The 15,045-nt window shown below is 68.4% G+C and carries 17 protein-coding genes; 7 read left to right on the top strand and 10 right to left on the bottom strand.

Annotated elements, in window-relative coordinates; genetic code table 11:
• Positions 1 to 7: 7 nt before the first annotated feature.
• Entirely contained in the window at positions 8 to 229 is a 222-nt protein-coding gene (locus tag H6726_04550; GenBank protein ID MCB9656900.1) for a hypothetical protein, read from the bottom strand.
• Positions 230 to 322: 93 nt separating this feature from the next.
• Between H6726_04550 and H6726_04545 the strand changes: the two genes are divergently transcribed.
• Together H6726_04545 and H6726_04540 are read left to right on the top strand one after the other, a co-directional pair.
• Positions 323 to 1,090 (top strand): hypothetical protein, encoded by a 768-nt coding sequence (locus H6726_04545; protein ID MCB9656899.1) that lies wholly within the window; start codon positions 323 to 325, stop codon positions 1,088 to 1,090.
• 3 nt (positions 1,091 to 1,093) lie between these two features.
• A complete protein-coding gene (locus tag H6726_04540; GenBank protein MCB9656898.1) occupies positions 1,094 to 1,501 on the top strand; it encodes a hypothetical protein in 408 nt (135 codons plus the stop codon).
• 28 nt (positions 1,502 to 1,529) lie between these two features.
• Here the strand turns inward: H6726_04540 and H6726_04535 are convergent, their stop codons facing one another.
• Together H6726_04535 and H6726_04530 are read right to left on the bottom strand one after the other, a co-directional pair.
• The gene (locus H6726_04535) at positions 1,530 to 2,354 is read right to left on the bottom strand and encodes a hypothetical protein (protein ID MCB9656897.1); all 825 of its coding nucleotides are present in this window, start codon (positions 2,352 to 2,354) and stop codon (positions 1,530 to 1,532) included.
• Between the two features lie 7 nt (positions 2,355 to 2,361).
• A complete protein-coding gene (locus tag H6726_04530) occupies positions 2,362 to 2,859 on the bottom strand; it encodes a hypothetical protein (GenBank protein ID MCB9656896.1) in 498 nt (165 codons plus the stop codon).
• Positions 2,860 to 3,420: 561 nt separating this feature from the next.
• On the opposite strand from H6726_04530, the gene H6726_04525 reads away from it, so the two are divergent.
• Both H6726_04525 and H6726_04520 read left to right on the top strand, forming a co-directional pair.
• Positions 3,421 to 4,296, top strand: coding sequence for a metallophosphoesterase family protein (locus H6726_04525; GenBank protein MCB9656895.1), 876 nt, complete (start codon positions 3,421 to 3,423; stop codon positions 4,294 to 4,296).
• Positions 4,297 to 4,377: 81 nt separating this feature from the next.
• On the top strand, positions 4,378 to 5,031 hold the full coding sequence (locus H6726_04520) for a hypothetical protein (GenBank protein ID MCB9656894.1): 654 nt from the start codon (positions 4,378 to 4,380) through the stop codon (positions 5,029 to 5,031).
• Between the two features lie 115 nt (positions 5,032 to 5,146).
• Here H6726_04520 and H6726_04515 read toward each other — a convergent pair whose 3' ends face one another.
• Entirely contained in the window at positions 5,147 to 5,791 is a 645-nt protein-coding gene (locus H6726_04515; GenBank protein ID MCB9656893.1) for a type IV toxin-antitoxin system AbiEi family antitoxin domain-containing protein, read from the bottom strand.
• Between the two features lie 161 nt (positions 5,792 to 5,952).
• The gene (locus H6726_04510; GenBank protein MCB9656892.1) at positions 5,953 to 6,951 is read right to left on the bottom strand and encodes an AgmX/PglI C-terminal domain-containing protein; all 999 of its coding nucleotides are present in this window, start codon (positions 6,949 to 6,951) and stop codon (positions 5,953 to 5,955) included.
• Between the two features lie 80 nt (positions 6,952 to 7,031).
• Here H6726_04510 and H6726_04505 point away from each other — a divergent pair, with 80 nt between their 5' ends.
• Complete coding sequence (locus H6726_04505; GenBank protein MCB9656891.1) at positions 7,032 to 9,107, top strand: hypothetical protein; 2,076 nt, start codon at positions 7,032 to 7,034, stop codon at positions 9,105 to 9,107.
• Between the two features lie 45 nt (positions 9,108 to 9,152).
• Here the strand turns inward: H6726_04505 and H6726_04500 are convergent, their stop codons facing one another.
• Together H6726_04500 and H6726_04495 are read right to left on the bottom strand one after the other, a co-directional pair.
• A complete protein-coding gene (locus H6726_04500; GenBank protein ID MCB9656890.1) occupies positions 9,153 to 9,881 on the bottom strand; it encodes a hypothetical protein in 729 nt (242 codons plus the stop codon).
• Complete coding sequence (locus H6726_04495; GenBank protein MCB9656889.1) at positions 9,868 to 10,422, bottom strand: hypothetical protein; 555 nt, start codon at positions 10,420 to 10,422, stop codon at positions 9,868 to 9,870. The genes H6726_04500 and H6726_04495 overlap by 14 nt, the downstream gene beginning before the upstream one ends.
• A gap of 119 nt (positions 10,423 to 10,541) precedes the next feature.
• Between H6726_04495 and H6726_04490 the strand changes: the two genes are divergently transcribed.
• Both H6726_04490 and H6726_04485 read left to right on the top strand, forming a co-directional pair.
• Positions 10,542 to 11,054 (top strand): MarR family transcriptional regulator, encoded by a 513-nt coding sequence (locus tag H6726_04490; GenBank protein MCB9656888.1) that lies wholly within the window; start codon positions 10,542 to 10,544, stop codon positions 11,052 to 11,054.
• Between the two features lie 156 nt (positions 11,055 to 11,210).
• A complete protein-coding gene (locus tag H6726_04485) occupies positions 11,211 to 11,786 on the top strand; it encodes a hypothetical protein (protein ID MCB9656887.1) in 576 nt (191 codons plus the stop codon).
• Positions 11,787 to 11,802: 16 nt separating this feature from the next.
• On the opposite strand, the gene H6726_04480 is transcribed toward H6726_04485, so the two are convergent.
• The 3 genes from H6726_04480 to H6726_04470 all read right to left on the bottom strand — a co-directional run bounded on the left by H6726_04480 (position 11,803) and on the right by H6726_04470 (position 15,044).
• Complete coding sequence (locus tag H6726_04480) at positions 11,803 to 12,237, bottom strand: hypothetical protein (protein ID MCB9656886.1); 435 nt, start codon at positions 12,235 to 12,237, stop codon at positions 11,803 to 11,805.
• Positions 12,238 to 12,286: 49 nt separating this feature from the next.
• Entirely contained in the window at positions 12,287 to 13,162 is an 876-nt protein-coding gene (locus H6726_04475) for a hypothetical protein (GenBank protein MCB9656885.1), read from the bottom strand.
• A gap of 994 nt (positions 13,163 to 14,156) precedes the next feature.
• Positions 14,157 to 15,044 (bottom strand): hypothetical protein, encoded by an 888-nt coding sequence (locus H6726_04470; protein MCB9656884.1) that lies wholly within the window; start codon positions 15,042 to 15,044, stop codon positions 14,157 to 14,159.
• Position 15,045: the final 1 nt, after the last annotated feature.

The raw sequence follows: 15,045 nt of genomic DNA, 5'->3' as shown, positions 1-15,045 counted from the left end.
CTGCGCTTCACGCGATGGACTCCACGTACGGCCGCATCACGCGGTGGACCCGGGACACTCTCGCCGCGTTCATGAGCTCATCGATAGAGCCCGCCCGCTGGCGACGGTAGTCCTTGAGCGCCTCGATCGCGACGTCCAGCCCCACGGCGCTTCGGTGCTTGAAGCAGTCCGCGACGGTGCGCGCTGGAGTGGTCAGCTGCACGTCGATGCCCTCGATGCGGCGCACCATCACGCCCTCCCTGAGCGCAACGCCAGACCAACGGACGATGCGCAGCGGGGGCCAATCGAGGCGCGGTCGGCGCGTCTGCGCTACCGTTGCCCCTTGTCTCCGATCCACAGCGCCGTCGCGTTCCGGTGCGCACCGCGCCTCGCCCAGCAGGCCTCCGACTTCGTCCGGGTCCATGACGGCCCGGACGGCACGCTGGTGCTCATGGCCAACGCGGTGGACGCGGGCTTCGCGACCTGCTGGCCCCCGGGTTCGCGGCTGCTGCTGGACGCGTTCCTGACCGTGTGGCCGGCGACGGAAGGAGCGGTCGAAGCCCGGCTGGGGGAGACCTTCGCGCGTGTGGCGCAGCGCTTCGCAGCCGAGGCTCCGGGGCTGCGCACGCCCATGGAGTACGACGATGACGAGCTCCCATACGGTCAGCTGCTCGCCGCGTGGGTTACGCCCCACACGGTCCACGCGGCGTGGGTGGGCACGGACGTCATGCTTCAGGCCCGGCGCGGAGAGCTGGTCGGCAGCACGCGCCCCCACACGCTGCTGCACCACCTGATGGACCAGCGCCCCGACGAGCCGTTCGACCACGCCAACGTGCCGTACACGGTCGCGCGCGTCCTCGGCGGACGTACCCCGCCGTACGGCGAGCCCAGCGCAGCCAGCTTCCAGACCGAGCCGGGGGACACGCTGGTGTTCCTGAACGGCTCCATGCATCGCGGCCGCGCACACGTCGCGGACAGCGCCGCACGCGGGGCGCGCCAGGCCTCGCCCGAGCGTGTGGCCGAGTGGCTGGCGGACGCGGGCATCCGCGAAGAGTCGCCCGCCTACACTGCGGTGGCCGTGCTTCGGCTCGGCCCGACCGAGGAGCGTTGATCCGTGCCTTCCAAGTTGCTCATGCCGCCCGACATCGCCGAGCTGTACTTCGACTTCGACTGGGACAGGCGCAAGGTCTGGGCGTTGTCCATCACGCCGGAGCCGCTCCCGCGCAGCGCGCTCGAATGGCACCTGGACCTGCCCTTCTGGAGCAGCCGCCCACCAGAGCCCCTGTTCGACCTGCAGCCCAGGCGGGTCATCGACGATCCCACGTACCACGCCGTGCACGAGCGACGCATCGCGCTGGCGGACATGAGCTTCCCCATCGACGTCATGGAGCACCGCGGGCGGCTCTGCGTCATGGACGGCCTGCACCGGCTGGCCCGGGCGGTGCGCGAGGGACGGGACATGGTCTCGGTTCGGCGCATTCCGCGGTCTGCGGTTCCCCTCATCCGGGTGACGTGGGACTGAGCATGCTGGCGCGCAGGATGGTTGCCCGCTACTCGAGCGCGACCAGGAGATCCGACGCAAGCGCCTCGCACGAGGCAGCGATCTCGTCCGCTTCAGCGAGTACCCCGGCGGACCGGATGGCCATCTCGATGCCGACGCCCTTCCGTTCACCGAACTGTCCCTTCAGCAGCTCCCGTCCTCGACGCGCGGCATCACCAGAGCGCTTGTCCGCGAGCAAGCGTCCGTACCGCGCGGCAAGGTCTTCCGTGCGGGTTCCGCGCATCAGTCGGAGCACGTCCAAGGCGTCCTTGTCACTCAGCCGGTTCGTGCTGGAGCGGTCCTCGATCTTGTGGACCTTGGCCACCAGCAAGGCTGCTGGACCAGCGACCCGTATATCGAGCGCTCTCGGGTCGCTCGCGTCCAAGGCTGCGAGCCGCATGACGTCCGCGTCCACCGTGGCGCCCTCGAGGCCGCGGACGATGCGGGCGACTCTCTTGTCGTGCCCCTGGAGGCGTGCCGCGCGGCGACCTCCACCGGGGCTCACCGCCGCCGGTACCAGGAGGTCCACGGCCACGTTCGCCTCGACCCGCTGGCTGGTGTACCGCGTGGTGACCCACATGCCGACTGAGTCTGCTGACGCCGGCCGGAAGCCAGCATCGCGCAGGGTCCTCTCGATGGGCGGAATGCTCGCGAGCGCCGCTGGGTCGATCGCCAAGTCGCCGTCGGTGGTGAACGCTGCGACCGCCAGGTCAGCTTCGCCGACACGGAGGTACACCGCTTGAGCGCCCACCAACACCAGCGCGTCATGGTGCGGTCCGAGCGCATCAAGCGCGTCGAGCAGCACGCGGCGCGCCATCACATAGAGCTCATCCATGGCGGCCTTATCGCCGCCACGCCTCCTCGTTTGCCTGCATCCACTGAATCAGCTCGTCGCCTTCGGCCGGCCCGCGGCCGGGGCTGGTGAGCAAGTCGGCAGCCACTTGGCTGGGTGCGGCGTACCAGACCTCGTCACGCTGCGTCGCCCCCTCGAACACGCCGTCGTCCGTTGGCTCGACGAGCAAGACGTTGGCGCCCGACGAGGCGGGGCGCAGGTCCAGCTGCGCAGCCGCCTCCGCGGCGTCACGCACCCAGATGACTGCGAGGCGTGGGGGTGCGATGGGGGCGAGGGCGGCGGCCGCGAGTCCTCCCGTGACCGCATAGCGCTCTTTCGCCCGAGGCAAGCGCGCGAGGAGCGCGGGCAGCCCGCGCGGATCCAAGAAGCTCGACACATTGCCGCGAGACTCGAGCGGGGCGTCTTGCGCCCAGCGGCGGAGCAGCGCCGGCCAGTCCACGCTCGCCAGCTGGCCGCGGCCCATGTACCTCCGGTCGGTGCCGAGCACCGCGCGCGAACATGGCGAAGTGCATCGGTGGCATCGCTCGCACGGCAGCTCAACCGCGCGCGCGATAACCTTAATCCCCTTTAACGACGCAGCCATTCAGGGTCAATCTTCCCGCAGTTCGATATTGCCCGGCATTGGACATGGCGCGCAGTTCATTGGTCAAGTACCCGATATCGCGCTCCGCCGAGCAACAAACATCGCTGAGAGAGAGATGCCTGACGACGAAACAGCAGGCCATCCATTCCACTGCTAGGGAAGAACCAACGACGCACTTCCTTCGGGTCCAGCCCGACGCCGACGCGAATCACGCCACGATCTTCGCCGTCAAAATCTGATCGCCAGCCCCCTGGCGGTATTGCAAGGCTCACCGCCAGCAACCTGGGGGCGGCCGGCGTGAGCTACGAAGTGCTTCCCGCCCAGCTGTTTTCCTGACGCACCTGAGGTCTAAACAGCGATCGGCTGGAAGGCGTTGATCATGGGTCACGCATTGCCGCCGGACGCTTAACGAACCTCGAACTGCATCCGGCGGCCGGCCATGCGGCTATCCTCCACAGGAACCGCATGAACGACGTGACCATCGTGTCTGCCGACGCGCCGCGCACCCTGGGGTGGCTCCGGCTCGTGATCGTGTCCGACACGCACAACGTCGACATTCCGCCGGCGCTCTTCCCGCCGGGCGACCTCTTGATCCACGCGGGGGACCACACGACCAACGGTCTGCGCTCGGAGCTCGAGAGCGCGGCGGCGTGGCTGCGCTCGCTGGCGCCGCGGTACACGCACGGTGTAGTGACCGTCGCGGGCAATCACGACAGGCCGCTGGATGCGGACACGTGGCTCGGGGCAGCGCCCCACTCGCAGCCCGGCGAGGCGTGGACGCGTGCGTCGATGGACGACGCCCGACGCCTCTTCGACGACGGCTCGGATCAAGGGCCGCTGCGTCTGCTCCAGCACGCGGGCGCGGAGGTGGCGGGGCTTGCGCTCTTCGGCACGCCCTACGTGAACCTCACGCCGCGACGGCGGGCCATGACGCCAGACAACCCGCAGCGAAACGAGGGCTTCATGCGCGACGACGCGCGCCTCGACGAGCTCTTTCGCGACATCCCCGCGGGACTGGACGTCTTGATCACGCACAGCCCGCCGCTCGGCATTCTCGACGCGAGCGTGCAGTACGGCGGCGTCGTGCGACCCACGCCGATCGCCATCGGCAGCGTGGCGCTGCGCGATCACCTGCGAGGCATGTCCCCTGCCGAGCGACCGCGGCTCCATGTGTTCGGCCACGAGCACGACTCGCGCGGGGTGTTCGTCGACGAGGAGCTGCAGATGGTGTTCGTCAACGCCGCGAGCGTGGACGGGGACCAGACCGTCGTCGCGCACGGCGGAAGCTATGTCCTGAAGGAGGGCTTCAGTGCGCTCGTGATCGACATCCGGCCGCGGTAGCGCAACCGCTGGCCGACGGTTTCGTCGGCGTGCCATGATGACGTGACGGGAGTGGTCCTTCGACCAGTCCACGGAGGACACATGGAAGACCGCCGTAGCCTCGAGCAGCGGACGCGCGCGCTGCTCTCACGCGGAGCGACGAAGATCTTGCTCAGGGACACACGCCATAGCGACGTGCTGTCGGCATTTCTGTTGGAGGCCACCGGGCCGCTCGCCGCTGACAACCCGGCTCTACAGTCCATGCGGGCCGACCTTGCTGCGGAGAAGCCACGCGACACCTGTGCGCAGGCCTTGCGACGCGAGGGGCCCGAGTTCCTCGCGCCCGCGCTGTGGACCGAGACGCGGCTGCGTGAGTTCGTCGTGGAGTTGCTGCACGACTTGGCAGAACGCGCGCAATGGCCCAACGCGTCGACCCACGACAGCGTGCCTCGCGCCATGGATGAGCTCTCCACCATGAACGCCGAGCTGGGGGGAGCGGCGATGCTGGTGCACAGGCTGGACAGAGAGGTCTTGGTGCACGCCGTGCGCGCGTTCGGAGGTGACCCCGAGAGCCCTACCCAGCGCGGCGAAGCCGTGCACCGCGTGTGGTTCCAGCTCGGATTGGCCCCGGAGACAGAGAACGGCGCCTACCAAGCGGCCGAGGAGCGGGTCCAGAGCACCCAGCGAGAGCTCGAGAGCCTCTTCGAGGAATCCCAAGCCGTCGCGCGGGAGATCAGGGAGACAACGTCATGGTGAAGGATACGTCACGCTCACTACGCCACGGCCGGCTGTCCACCAGACCCCGCGTGTGTCCGTAGCCGCTGCTCCAACGCTTGTTTGAAAGCGGTCGGCGATGGGTAGGTGCGGACGGTCACGCCTCGAGTCCTCCAAACGACTCCAGCGCCTTCTGAACGTCAGGCAGCTCGGTCATGGTGACGAGCCCACGGCGGAGGGCTTGCCGGGCGCCTTGGCGGAGCAGATCGGGCGACAGCCCCGCGCGCGCGCAGTCGTTCAGCGACCGCCGAGCGTTGGTGGTGGGCACGCCGCCGAACCAGACGCGATCCTCGGCGGGTACGTCTGCGTGGTGTAGGACGACGCCAGGCGGGACCCTGAATCGTCGAGTGCGCCACTCGCTCGGCAGGGTCAGGTCCACAACGGCGGGGAGCACGTCCGAGAGTCCATGCAGCGACAGTGCGGACGAGTGCGAGATGACCCCCGCTTGGTCCGACCACAGCCAGATGACGACGAGCTCTTCGTGATCCCCTGCGGGAAAATGAACCAGCCTGTAGACGCCTCGGCGCACACGAAGCACGCGGCATGCCTGGATGTGCTTGTAGAGGAGGTGCGTGGAGTAGCCCGCATCCGCTGCTTGCCGCGTGGTGAAGTAGCCCTCCTGGGCCGCTGCCGTCTCGTACAGGGCGTCCCAGTTGGGCTTGCTCGCGGGTTCAGTCACACACAAAACGTAACTAGAGGTTACGGTATATGCAACGGATGCGTGAGTGATCGCACAGAACATAACTTCTGGTTACGTTTCGTGTGAAGCCGAGAGTGCGACTGCGGGGTTCGCCATGCCCGGGCGTCTTCGGCGCGAGTCCGCGAAACTTGCGCGCCCTGGTTCACGGAAGTGAGCGGGACCGACGCGCGGTGCCCGGCGAAGTGGATGTGCTCAGCGTCGCGTCACGGCGACCGCACCAGGGTGAACGGATACGTCACGCTGACGACGCCTCCGCTCGGGGGTGGGAAGCGCCACGCCCGAACCCGCTCGAGCACGCAGTCGTCTAGCGGCGGGTGCAGCGCGTTCAACGCCACGGCGTCGGTCACCTGGCCGTCCGGGCCGATGACCCAGCGAACACTCAGCGTGCCATGGTGCATCGCGACGTGAGGCTCGTAGCAGGCGACCACCTCGGGTAGGTGGAAGCGCACCACATGTCGGATCATCTCGGCGGTCAGTCCATGGGGAGCGCCGGGATCACGCTGGCAGTCCTCTGGTCTCCGGCGACAGTACCCCGCGCGAATCTCGCGCGCGCGATCCGGTGATGGAGTGAGACCGAACTCCCCGATGTCGTAGAAGGCAGCCCACGCGCCGCAGGCGATGGGGTCGTTGTGCGTCTCACATGCGACCTCCAGAAACGACTCGTCCAGGCCGGCTTCGAGGCCATCGTCGGTCCGGAGGTAGAACGCCCGCGTGAAGCACGCGAGGCTATTTCCGAGCTGGCACGCGTAGTCGAGGCGCTCTCCCGCGCAGGCTACGTCGACCGCGTCACGTTCGGTCCAGCGCCGCCTGTCGACGACGACGCACGCGTGTAGGTACCCCTCGGCGCAGAGCCGCTCCACGAGCTCGGGGTGGCGCGCGCCATAGCCGTCCGCTGCCAACCTCAGGCAGCTCGGTGCGTCACCCGCTTCGCACCACTCGATGCACGCGGGCAGGTTCAGGTAGCAGCCTTCCACGCCCCGGTCGCGGTCGTACTCGTCGAGGCCCTCGGTGCACCCAGAGGGCGCGCCGCGGTCCCGGTCCGGGAGCGATGCGCCTTCGACATCGTCCGGAGCGCTGCCGATGCTCGGGCCCGCAGCGATGGGCGCCGCGCAGCCTACGAGCAAGATTGCGCTGAATCCCAGGCGCACGCGGCGTCCGAAGAATCTGGCAACCATCGCCATGAACGTGTCCCGGGGAGTCATGTGCAGGGGCGTACTCCTACCATCTAATCGCTCCCTTCCCGCGCTCGAGCGTCAGTGATACGAAGCGGTACGGAGATGTCATGACCACGAGGCTGCAGGGGATGGTTGGGGTCGCGCTCGTTTCGGTCGCGTTCTTGGGGTGCGGGGATGACTCGGGTGACGACTGTGTGGATGCCGATCGCGACGGATACGGCGAGCTCTGCACGCGCGGGCCCGACTGCGACGACGGCGATGCGGCGCGACACACGCAGCGCACCGCCTACGTGGACGCGGACCACGACGGCACGGCGCGTGATGTGCTGCCAGTGTCGGTTTGCGCAGGCGATGCGCTTCCGGTCGGCTTTGTCGAGGACCCCGGGGACGACTGCAACGACGCCAACCCCGACACGATCAGAACGTGCGACACGTGCGGCGACGCCGACAACGACGGCAGCTACGCAGGCTGCGATACGTACACACAAACCCCAGGTCCAGACTGCAACGACAGGGACCGTGACGTGCTCTGGAGCGTTAGGTTCCGCGAGAACCCGTCCACCTGCATGCGCGACGCAGACCGGGATGGCTTCGGCGATCGCGTGGCCCCACCGGGCGGTGTCGCTGGCACCGACTGTGACGACGACCTGTTCGAGGCGAACACCACCTGCGCGACGTGCATGGACGCCGACCGGGACGGCGCGTTCGCGGGGTGCGATCGCTACGCCGACGGCGGCGTCGAGGACTGCGACGACACCGACAGAGACAACCAGACCGCATGCGCGCAGTGTGTCGACCAAGACGGGGACGAAGCGTTCACGGGGTGCGACCGCTACCTCACGCGCTCTGGGCCCGACTGCGACGACACCGACCCGTCGCTCAGCCCCCGCGAGCCCGAGATCGCCGACAACGGCATCGACGATTCGTGCTTGGGCGCCGACCGGAGCGCGCTCGGCTCCGTGGGGGTCTACGTCGCTGCGGGGAGCGGTGCGTGCGACGACAGCGGACCCGGTACCCGTCAGGTGCCTTTCTGCACGTTGGCGCCGGCTGCCGACATCTCCTCCGACGTCGTGCTGTTTCTCGCGCGGGGGACGTACGTCGCGAGCAACCTCGAGTTCGAAGCCTCGACGCGCGTGGAGGTCCACGGCGGCTATCGCGAAACGGACTGGACGCGCGACCCCGACACCTTCGTGAGCACCATCGAGCTGCGCGGAAACGCCGTCGAGCCCATGGGCGGGACCGGGCTCTACGTCTATGCCCAGAACGTCACGATCGAAGGCGTCCGGTTCAGCATCGCGGCACCGCTGAACTTCGATGCCACGCTCGTGGTCTATGGGACACAGCGCCTGTTGCTCGCCGACGTGCACTTCGGCGGCGAGACACGCGGGCCGGTCTTTATCGGGTCCGGCGCGGAGCTTTCCCTGTTCCGTGGCGTCACCATGGACGTCGACGTGCTCCCGGGTGCCTACGCGTTCACGGGAGGGAGCGCTTCGATCCAGGCCGCGCGCGACCTCGTCGTGGAGCGCTCGGTGTTCGCGTCGACGCAACCGGTCGATTGGAGCACCTTCGTCGCCACCGGAGCCGTGGGAGGTCGCGCGCGCGTCGTGAACAACACGTTCAGCGCGACCGTGTCAGGCGTTCGCAGCACGATCCTCTCGATTCACTACGACGAGGTCTCTGTCCTCAACAACTCGTTCTACGGAGAGGCCGTGTCGGACGGCGAGGTGACGGCACTCGACCTCGACAGTTCACAGGGGCCGCCCGCGGTCGTGGCCAACAACGCGTACTACGTGGGTGTGGGCGACGCCGTGTTCGTGCGACTCACATCCGAGGACGACACCTTCCGTAGCGTGCGGACGTCGCACAACGTCGTGGGCGCAGCTGCCGTCGCCCCCGCGTGGCTCCTGCGCGAGGGCGCCTCGTCGACCACGACTACGGCGACGGCAGCCAACCTCAACGCCTGCTCGTCGTGCGGGACCGCCACGCTGAACGTCGACGCCGACCCCATGTTCACCAACGCTCCGAACGGTGACTTCACCCCCGCGGCGGGGTCTCCCCTCATCGGAGGAGGCGTTGCGCCAACCAGCCTGGATGCAGGCTGGCTGGACACATTCGAGGCCCTCAACGGCGTGGTGCGACCCGTGGGCGCCTACGACGTCGGGGCCTACGAACTGAGCGAGTGAGACGAGCCGATTCGTGCCGACTCCCGCTCAGGGACAGCCCGGCCCTCACGAGCGGCTGGGCGCGGGCAACGCGAGCGGTGGGATGGACCGCCATACGTGTTGGTCCACCACAGCGGCGTGAGCGACGGGATAGGTGCAGCCCACCGCGCGAGCCAGGTCGGCAGCGCAGAGTTCAGGGTTGCGTTCTAGCTCGGCCCAGCAGTCGGCGCGGTAGCTCGGTCCCTGCCGGACACGCTCGCGATACCAAGCATGCCGAGCAGAGAGCGTGGCCGGGTCGTCCACGTCGGCCTTCCTGTCGCGGAGCATCCCCTGTGGGACACGCAGCCGGCTGCCGAGAAAGCGAAGGTCTTCGCCCTTGCGCAGAATCTGAGCCTCTTCGAGGTCGGCAGGCAGGCCAGAGAGATATACCGTGGGACCCGGGAACCGCGCCGCCACTTTGGCCCAGCGCACATCCGCCCGCTGCCACTGCGCGACGCCAGACCAGTAGGCCGCGAAGCGCTCAGGGTCACGACACGCCGCCTTGCCCGCGTCCAGATAGCGCGCGAGCTCGGCCACATGCACGCGGGCGCCGTGGACCTCCAGCCAGGTCGTGACCACCGACAGGGTCCGCAGGTCGTTGGGGATGGCGGCCGTCACCGCGGAGACCAGGACCTGCTCGGGTGCCGGGCACGCAGGTGCAGGGTGTGACGCGCCCAAGCGCAGCCCAATGGCCCGGAGCGATTGCTCGAGTTCCTGACCGCGAAGCAACGTGGGAGGGCTTCTATGGAACGCCATGACGAAGCTCCACCGACAGCTTGGCGTAGAACGCCTGCGCACGCGGGATCCAGAACGTCTCTCGGGACTCCTCGTTGCCCTCGTACGCCGCGACGAACGGCCACGCCGCAGCCAGCTCCTCCGGGCTCGGTGCAAGCGCGACGCAGTCGTCGAAGTCGGTGCCTCGGTCTACCAGTGCCACCAGCTTCGTACAGAGGAGATCCAGGCGACCGAGCGCGTCCCCGCGGAAGAGCGGACGCAGCCTCTCTCGCCAACCTTCTGGTAAGCATCCTGGAACCTGAACGAAGTCGTACGACTTCGAGTTGAACCACGTTCCGTCCTGCGGTTCGGTGTCCGGAAGCGCCGCGAAGCGCGCCGCCGCACTCGCGATGGCTGGGGGCACCTCAGGAACCAGCACATCGACGTCTTCGGTGACCCGCGTGACCACGCCCAGCGCATGCAGTGCAGCTCCCCCAATGACCACCGCTTCGAACGACAGGTGCTCGGCGTGGAGGAACCGGTCGAACGCAAGCAGTGTGGCGGTGGGGTTGATGGCGGTCACTGGTATAGGTAAAAACTATACCAGCGGAGCACAAGACGCAAGGCCCCCACGCGAGTCCGTGTGCAATCACCGCGACCCCGATTGATGTGTGCCAAAATATGGCACAGCCTGATCGGACCATGCAGCCCCTCGACATCCTCGTGCTCGCGCAGCTGGCCGCAGACGGCACCAAGCCCTCCGCGCGCGCGCTCGGCGAGCAGCTCGACGTTCCGCCCAGCACCGTGCAGCGCAGCTTGGGGCGGTTGCGAGAGGCGGGTCTCATCGACGGAGACGGAGTGGACGGGGCGCTCGCGCTCGAGTTCTTCCAGCACGTGCCCAAGTTCCTGATGCCCGCGAGACCAGACCGTGCGCGCGTGGTGCGCGGGCTCCGCACGGGGTCCTATGTCGCGCCCCTCGTCGACGAGTTCTCACCGGATCGCACCCCCGTGGTGTGGGAGCTCGAGGACGGTCCCGATGAGGGCTACCCCGTGCCTCCCGTGGTCAGCGAGGCCCCTCGTTTGGCGAAGCAACGGCCGGCGCTCCGCCGCGTCCTCGCGGCCGTGGACGCGCTGCGCATGGAGCCCGCGCGCGAGCGCCGGGTGGCGACCGACTTCCTTGCGAGCCAGCTCAACGCCATCGGAGCCTTTGGGTGATGCACGACCCCAATCGAGCGCGCCTGATTGGCGTTGCCGAGCGTTTGGGGGAGCTGCTCCCAAAGGTCGCCCTTGTCGGCGGCAGCCCCGAACCTGCGCGGGGATGGATTGTTCCGCCGCTCGCCCGACACGAGCAGGTTGGGCTAGAGTCCGGCGGTGAGGAGTCGCACCCTGCTGCTGGGCTTGGTCACCATGGACGCGCTGATCGCGGGCTGCCTCGGGCTGCTACGCTGGCGGAGCGACCGAGCGATGGCGCAGCTGACGCCCCTCAGCGACGTGCGCTGGGAAGGCTACGTCATCGAGCACGAGTCGCTCCCTCCGGGAACGCGCGAGTTCCAAGTCGGCCAGCGGATTCGCGTGTCGCACGGTGAATCGCGGGTCTTCGAGCGCGACGTGTGGGTTGGGGGTGAATACTTTCTCGCGCCGACGCGCGGCTTCGTCGCGGGCCTCGACGTGGACACGGACCCGGACCTCGAGCTGGTCGTGTGCCGCGACGGGGCCATCGACAGCTTCTTCGACCCGGACGCTGCGACGGGGCGAGTGCGGACCGTGTCGGGTCCACTGGCTGAGCAGCACGCGCGCGACCTGTGTGATGAGGTTGGGTGGAACCGCCGGCCAGGGTTCTTGGTCGCGTGTTGCGTCTTCGCGCTCTCAGTCCCCGTGCTCATCTGGGCGCAGATGCGTGCCCAGCGGGAGCGACGTGAGGAACATCCGGAGCGGACCACGTTCTGATCCCACGGACCATCCGCTACGTCTCGCGCCGTGGCCCGGTGGCCAGGCGGTTCTGCTTGAACACGTGGCGCTTGGGGCGCCAGAACGGCGTCAACAGCCACCCCGTGGTGGCATCGTCGTGCCACACGCCCTCGACGCAGTGCTGCGTGGTCCATGCCACGGCGACGTTGCCCCGATACGTGACCTTCAGCCGACACTCGGGGCTGAGCCCCCATGCCAGCGCCCGAAGCGCCTCGTCCGGGTCGGTGAAGGGTTCGTGCCAGCCTTCGAACCACACGTGGAAGCGTCCGTCCGCGACGGCCAAGCCCACTTCGAAGCCGTGCTCGTCGGCAGGATGGATGGTGATCGACGCGGCGGTGCGATCGAACGCGGCGCCCATACGCACCAGCTTCGCCTCGACTCGGTCGAGTGGACTCTGCGCGTCGATCACGCTGCTTTCATTCGACATCATCGCCAACGCTCCACATGGGGATCGGGATCGGTGCTGCCAAGCGCACGGTTCACGGAGTTCTTGGCGCCTCCGACTCGTCCACCAAGCTCTCCGGCAGCAGCCAGCCAACGAGCAGGAAGCCGTCGTCGGTCCCGAGCAGCACGGTGTGGCGACCCATCGAGTGGAGTGGCCCGACGCGTGCGTACGACACCTCGGGCGTGACGAGCGTCTGGCCTCCCATGACGACCAAGCTGGCGCCTGGCGCGACGCGGCGCAGGGGCCAATCGGTGTTCTCGCGCGCCAGGCGGCTTCGGGCGGCCCGACCCGTGCCCGACAACCCGAGACCGCCCATGCCAAAGTTGCTGCCCACGGCTTCCTGTTGCGGAACGAGCGGCGTAGTCGTGAAGCCGACCACGTAGGGCCCAGAACCCACGCGCACCCATGCCCCACCATCGCGTTCGCTCGAGACGTACACGCTGCCGTGTGTACCCTGCATGGTCAGCAACGGAGCGCCGCCGGGCTCGGTCAGGACTACCGGCTGCGCCCCCTCGACGAACTCGCGGAACGTCCCCAGCGTTGCGCTGCCTGGGCGCCTCGGCGCCGGCAAGTGCCCGACCAGACTCCGCGCGAGGGTTCCTTCCCACCCCAACGCGCCTCGGGTCGTGGTGTCCACGCGAGCCGGGTGGTCGTGCGCCGTCCAGGCGTCCCCGACCCGGAGCTCGACGTACACCCGAGGTGCATCAGCGGACCCGCCGTCTCGTCGGCAGACTCGCTGGCCCGCGGACACGTACACCGGCGCACCCGTCAGCTCGACGGCCTCGGTCGTGTACCAGCCCAGGCGGTCGACGGGCAGCCATGCGTTCACCACGCCCAGCGACGAGCTGATGGCGCCTACGACCTGCCCCCCACGTCGCGCACCCGCGCGAACCTGGGCGGGGCGCTCCACGAACCCTATCGGTAGCGCGTGGTCTCCCCCGCTGGCGACCAACGCAACAGGCTCACTCCCGCACGTCACGAAGAACTGCCCGTCGAGACTCTCCGGCGCGGGAGATGCCGCACTGTCCGCGTCTGGGTCTTGCGAAGGATAGTGCGGACCTGTGGTCACGGCTGGAGGCGCCGTGGCGCACCCCGCCACCATGACGAGAATCCATGCCCAGACCACCCTCTCCAGCCCTCGACAGTACGCGCCATGCATGGGCGGAATCTAGCAGGGTCGGTTGGCTCCGGTGGGCCTACAGCGTTCCAACTCCGCGGCTCGCGAGCTCGTCTCCTGCCAGGACGGCGTGCGCACAAGCCCGTGCACGATCGGGCTCACCCCACGCGCTGTGACACTTGACGCCGTGGCCCGAGCGACCCAGACCAACTCGACGATGGCACGAGCTGGAGCAGCGGAGGACGGCGCGAGCGGGGGCCGCGTTCCGATCGATCACGCGGTGATCATCGACGGCTTCCGCGAACTCGACGGCTTTACGCACTATCTGGCCTTTCGAGTTTCCTGCGGCGCCTGCCCTACTTTGGTCACCGTGACGCCCGAGATGCAGCAGCACCTACTCGAGGTCGCGCGCATACCGTTCAAGATGCTGCGTCGGGGTGCCGTGCGATGCCCTCCGTGTGCCGCGAGGCGCCGGCGCCTCAAGTGGCTGAGGCGCCACGATCGATGGCGCGAAGTCGCCGGCGGGCAACAGGAGGTCGCGGAGCTCCAGGCGGCTGAGCGAGCCGCGTGGACTCATGGCTGTCGAGAGCCGACTGTCCTCGACTGGCCGTACGACCACGCCTGACCACCTCGAATCGCTCAGCCGCTGCCTTCGTGCTCACGTTCCGCCACTCCCCGCTGCGTTGCCGTTGGCGCGAGGAGTGCCACACGAGCGGCGCCGTGGCAGCGTCGAACGCGCCGTGGGGGCTCCCTCGGCAGCAAGCCGCGTTCCGGCCGGAGCCGTGAGCTACGGGTGCGCGTAGCGGCGGCGCAGATAGGCGAGCCATGGTGCCACGCGATCGCTCCCGCCGGCGCTGCCCAGCACCTCCAGGAACTCGTCGAACGTCTGCGCCACCACGCGCGCACGCATCTCCGGGCGCAGCAACAGCGGATACTCCTTCATCACTCGAACGAAGTGCTCGTTCCCTGCCGGAAAGATCGTGACCGAGGTGAAGCGTGCCAGCTCGCCGCGCTGCACCATCGCTTCTCCCAGCAAGTGATTGCGCCAGACCTGCTTGAAGCGCTCGGTGCGCAATGTGGGGATGGACCCCACCACGTACATGCCCGAGCGTGCGTGCACGTGGTGGTACGGTGACGCGTCCGAGAACATCCGGCGCTGCTCTTGCTTGCCGTAGGGGTACTCGCCTTCCGTGTACTTCACCTCGACGCCCACACCGCCGCTGCCGCCGTCCTCACGCTCGTACTCGACGAACGCGTCGAACGACGTGCTGTCGTCGAGGTACGCCGACTTGGGCGCGGGCGCGAACTCGACCTCTACGCGTCGGACATGGCGCGGCCGCTCGTCCGTCACGCGGTGCACCCACGCTTCGAGCAGCGCGCGCTCGTCACGAAGCGGCACGAACAGGTTGAACGGCATGTGCTCGCTGCGCAGCATGTCCCAGTACAAGCGTGTGTCGCCCGCCTCGTAGCGTGCGGTCACGGCGTCGAAGAGCCCGGGCCAGGCGGTGTAGAAGTTCCGACCCGCGAGCGCGTCGGCGGTGACCAGCCGGTTCCCGAAGTCGCGATACGCGAGGAGGCCCAGCTGCTCCACGCGGAACCGCGACTGGTGCAGCCGCGCCCGGCGCTTGAACGCGTTGTCCCCTTTGTACTGCGGACCGAGGTCGGGCTCGCTCATG

The organism is Sandaracinaceae bacterium (assembly GCA_020633055.1).
Lineage (GTDB): Bacteria > Myxococcota_A > Polyangia > Polyangiales > Houyiibacteriaceae > JADJJE01.
Note: the sequence above shows the minus strand (reverse complement) of the source record. Positions and strands in the feature narration are given on the sequence as shown.

Coding starts and splice junctions, on each gene's coding strand:
- H6726_04550 (MCB9656900.1), bottom strand. CDS start 229: ATGGTGCGCCGCATCGAGGGCATCGACGTGCAGCTGACCACTCCAGCG.
- H6726_04535 (MCB9656897.1), bottom strand. CDS start 2,354: ATGGATGAGCTCTATGTGATGGCGCGCCGCGTGCTGCTCGACGCGCTT.
- H6726_04525 (MCB9656895.1), top strand. CDS start 3,421: ATGAACGACGTGACCATCGTGTCTGCCGACGCGCCGCGCACCCTGGGG.
- H6726_04520 (MCB9656894.1), top strand. CDS start 4,378: ATGGAAGACCGCCGTAGCCTCGAGCAGCGGACGCGCGCGCTGCTCTCA.
- H6726_04515 (MCB9656893.1), bottom strand. CDS start 5,791: ATGTTCTGTGCGATCACTCACGCATCCGTTGCATATACCGTAACCTCT.
- H6726_04510 (MCB9656892.1), bottom strand. CDS start 6,951: ATGACTCCCCGGGACACGTTCATGGCGATGGTTGCCAGATTCTTCGGA.
- H6726_04505 (MCB9656891.1), top strand. CDS start 7,032: ATGACCACGAGGCTGCAGGGGATGGTTGGGGTCGCGCTCGTTTCGGTC.
- H6726_04500 (MCB9656890.1), bottom strand. CDS start 9,881: ATGGCGTTCCATAGAAGCCCTCCCACGTTGCTTCGCGGTCAGGAACTC.
- H6726_04490 (MCB9656888.1), top strand. CDS start 10,542: ATGCAGCCCCTCGACATCCTCGTGCTCGCGCAGCTGGCCGCAGACGGC.
- H6726_04480 (MCB9656886.1), bottom strand. CDS start 12,237: ATGATGTCGAATGAAAGCAGCGTGATCGACGCGCAGAGTCCACTCGAC.
- H6726_04470 (MCB9656884.1), bottom strand. CDS start 15,044: ATGAGCGAGCCCGACCTCGGTCCGCAGTACAAAGGGGACAACGCGTTC.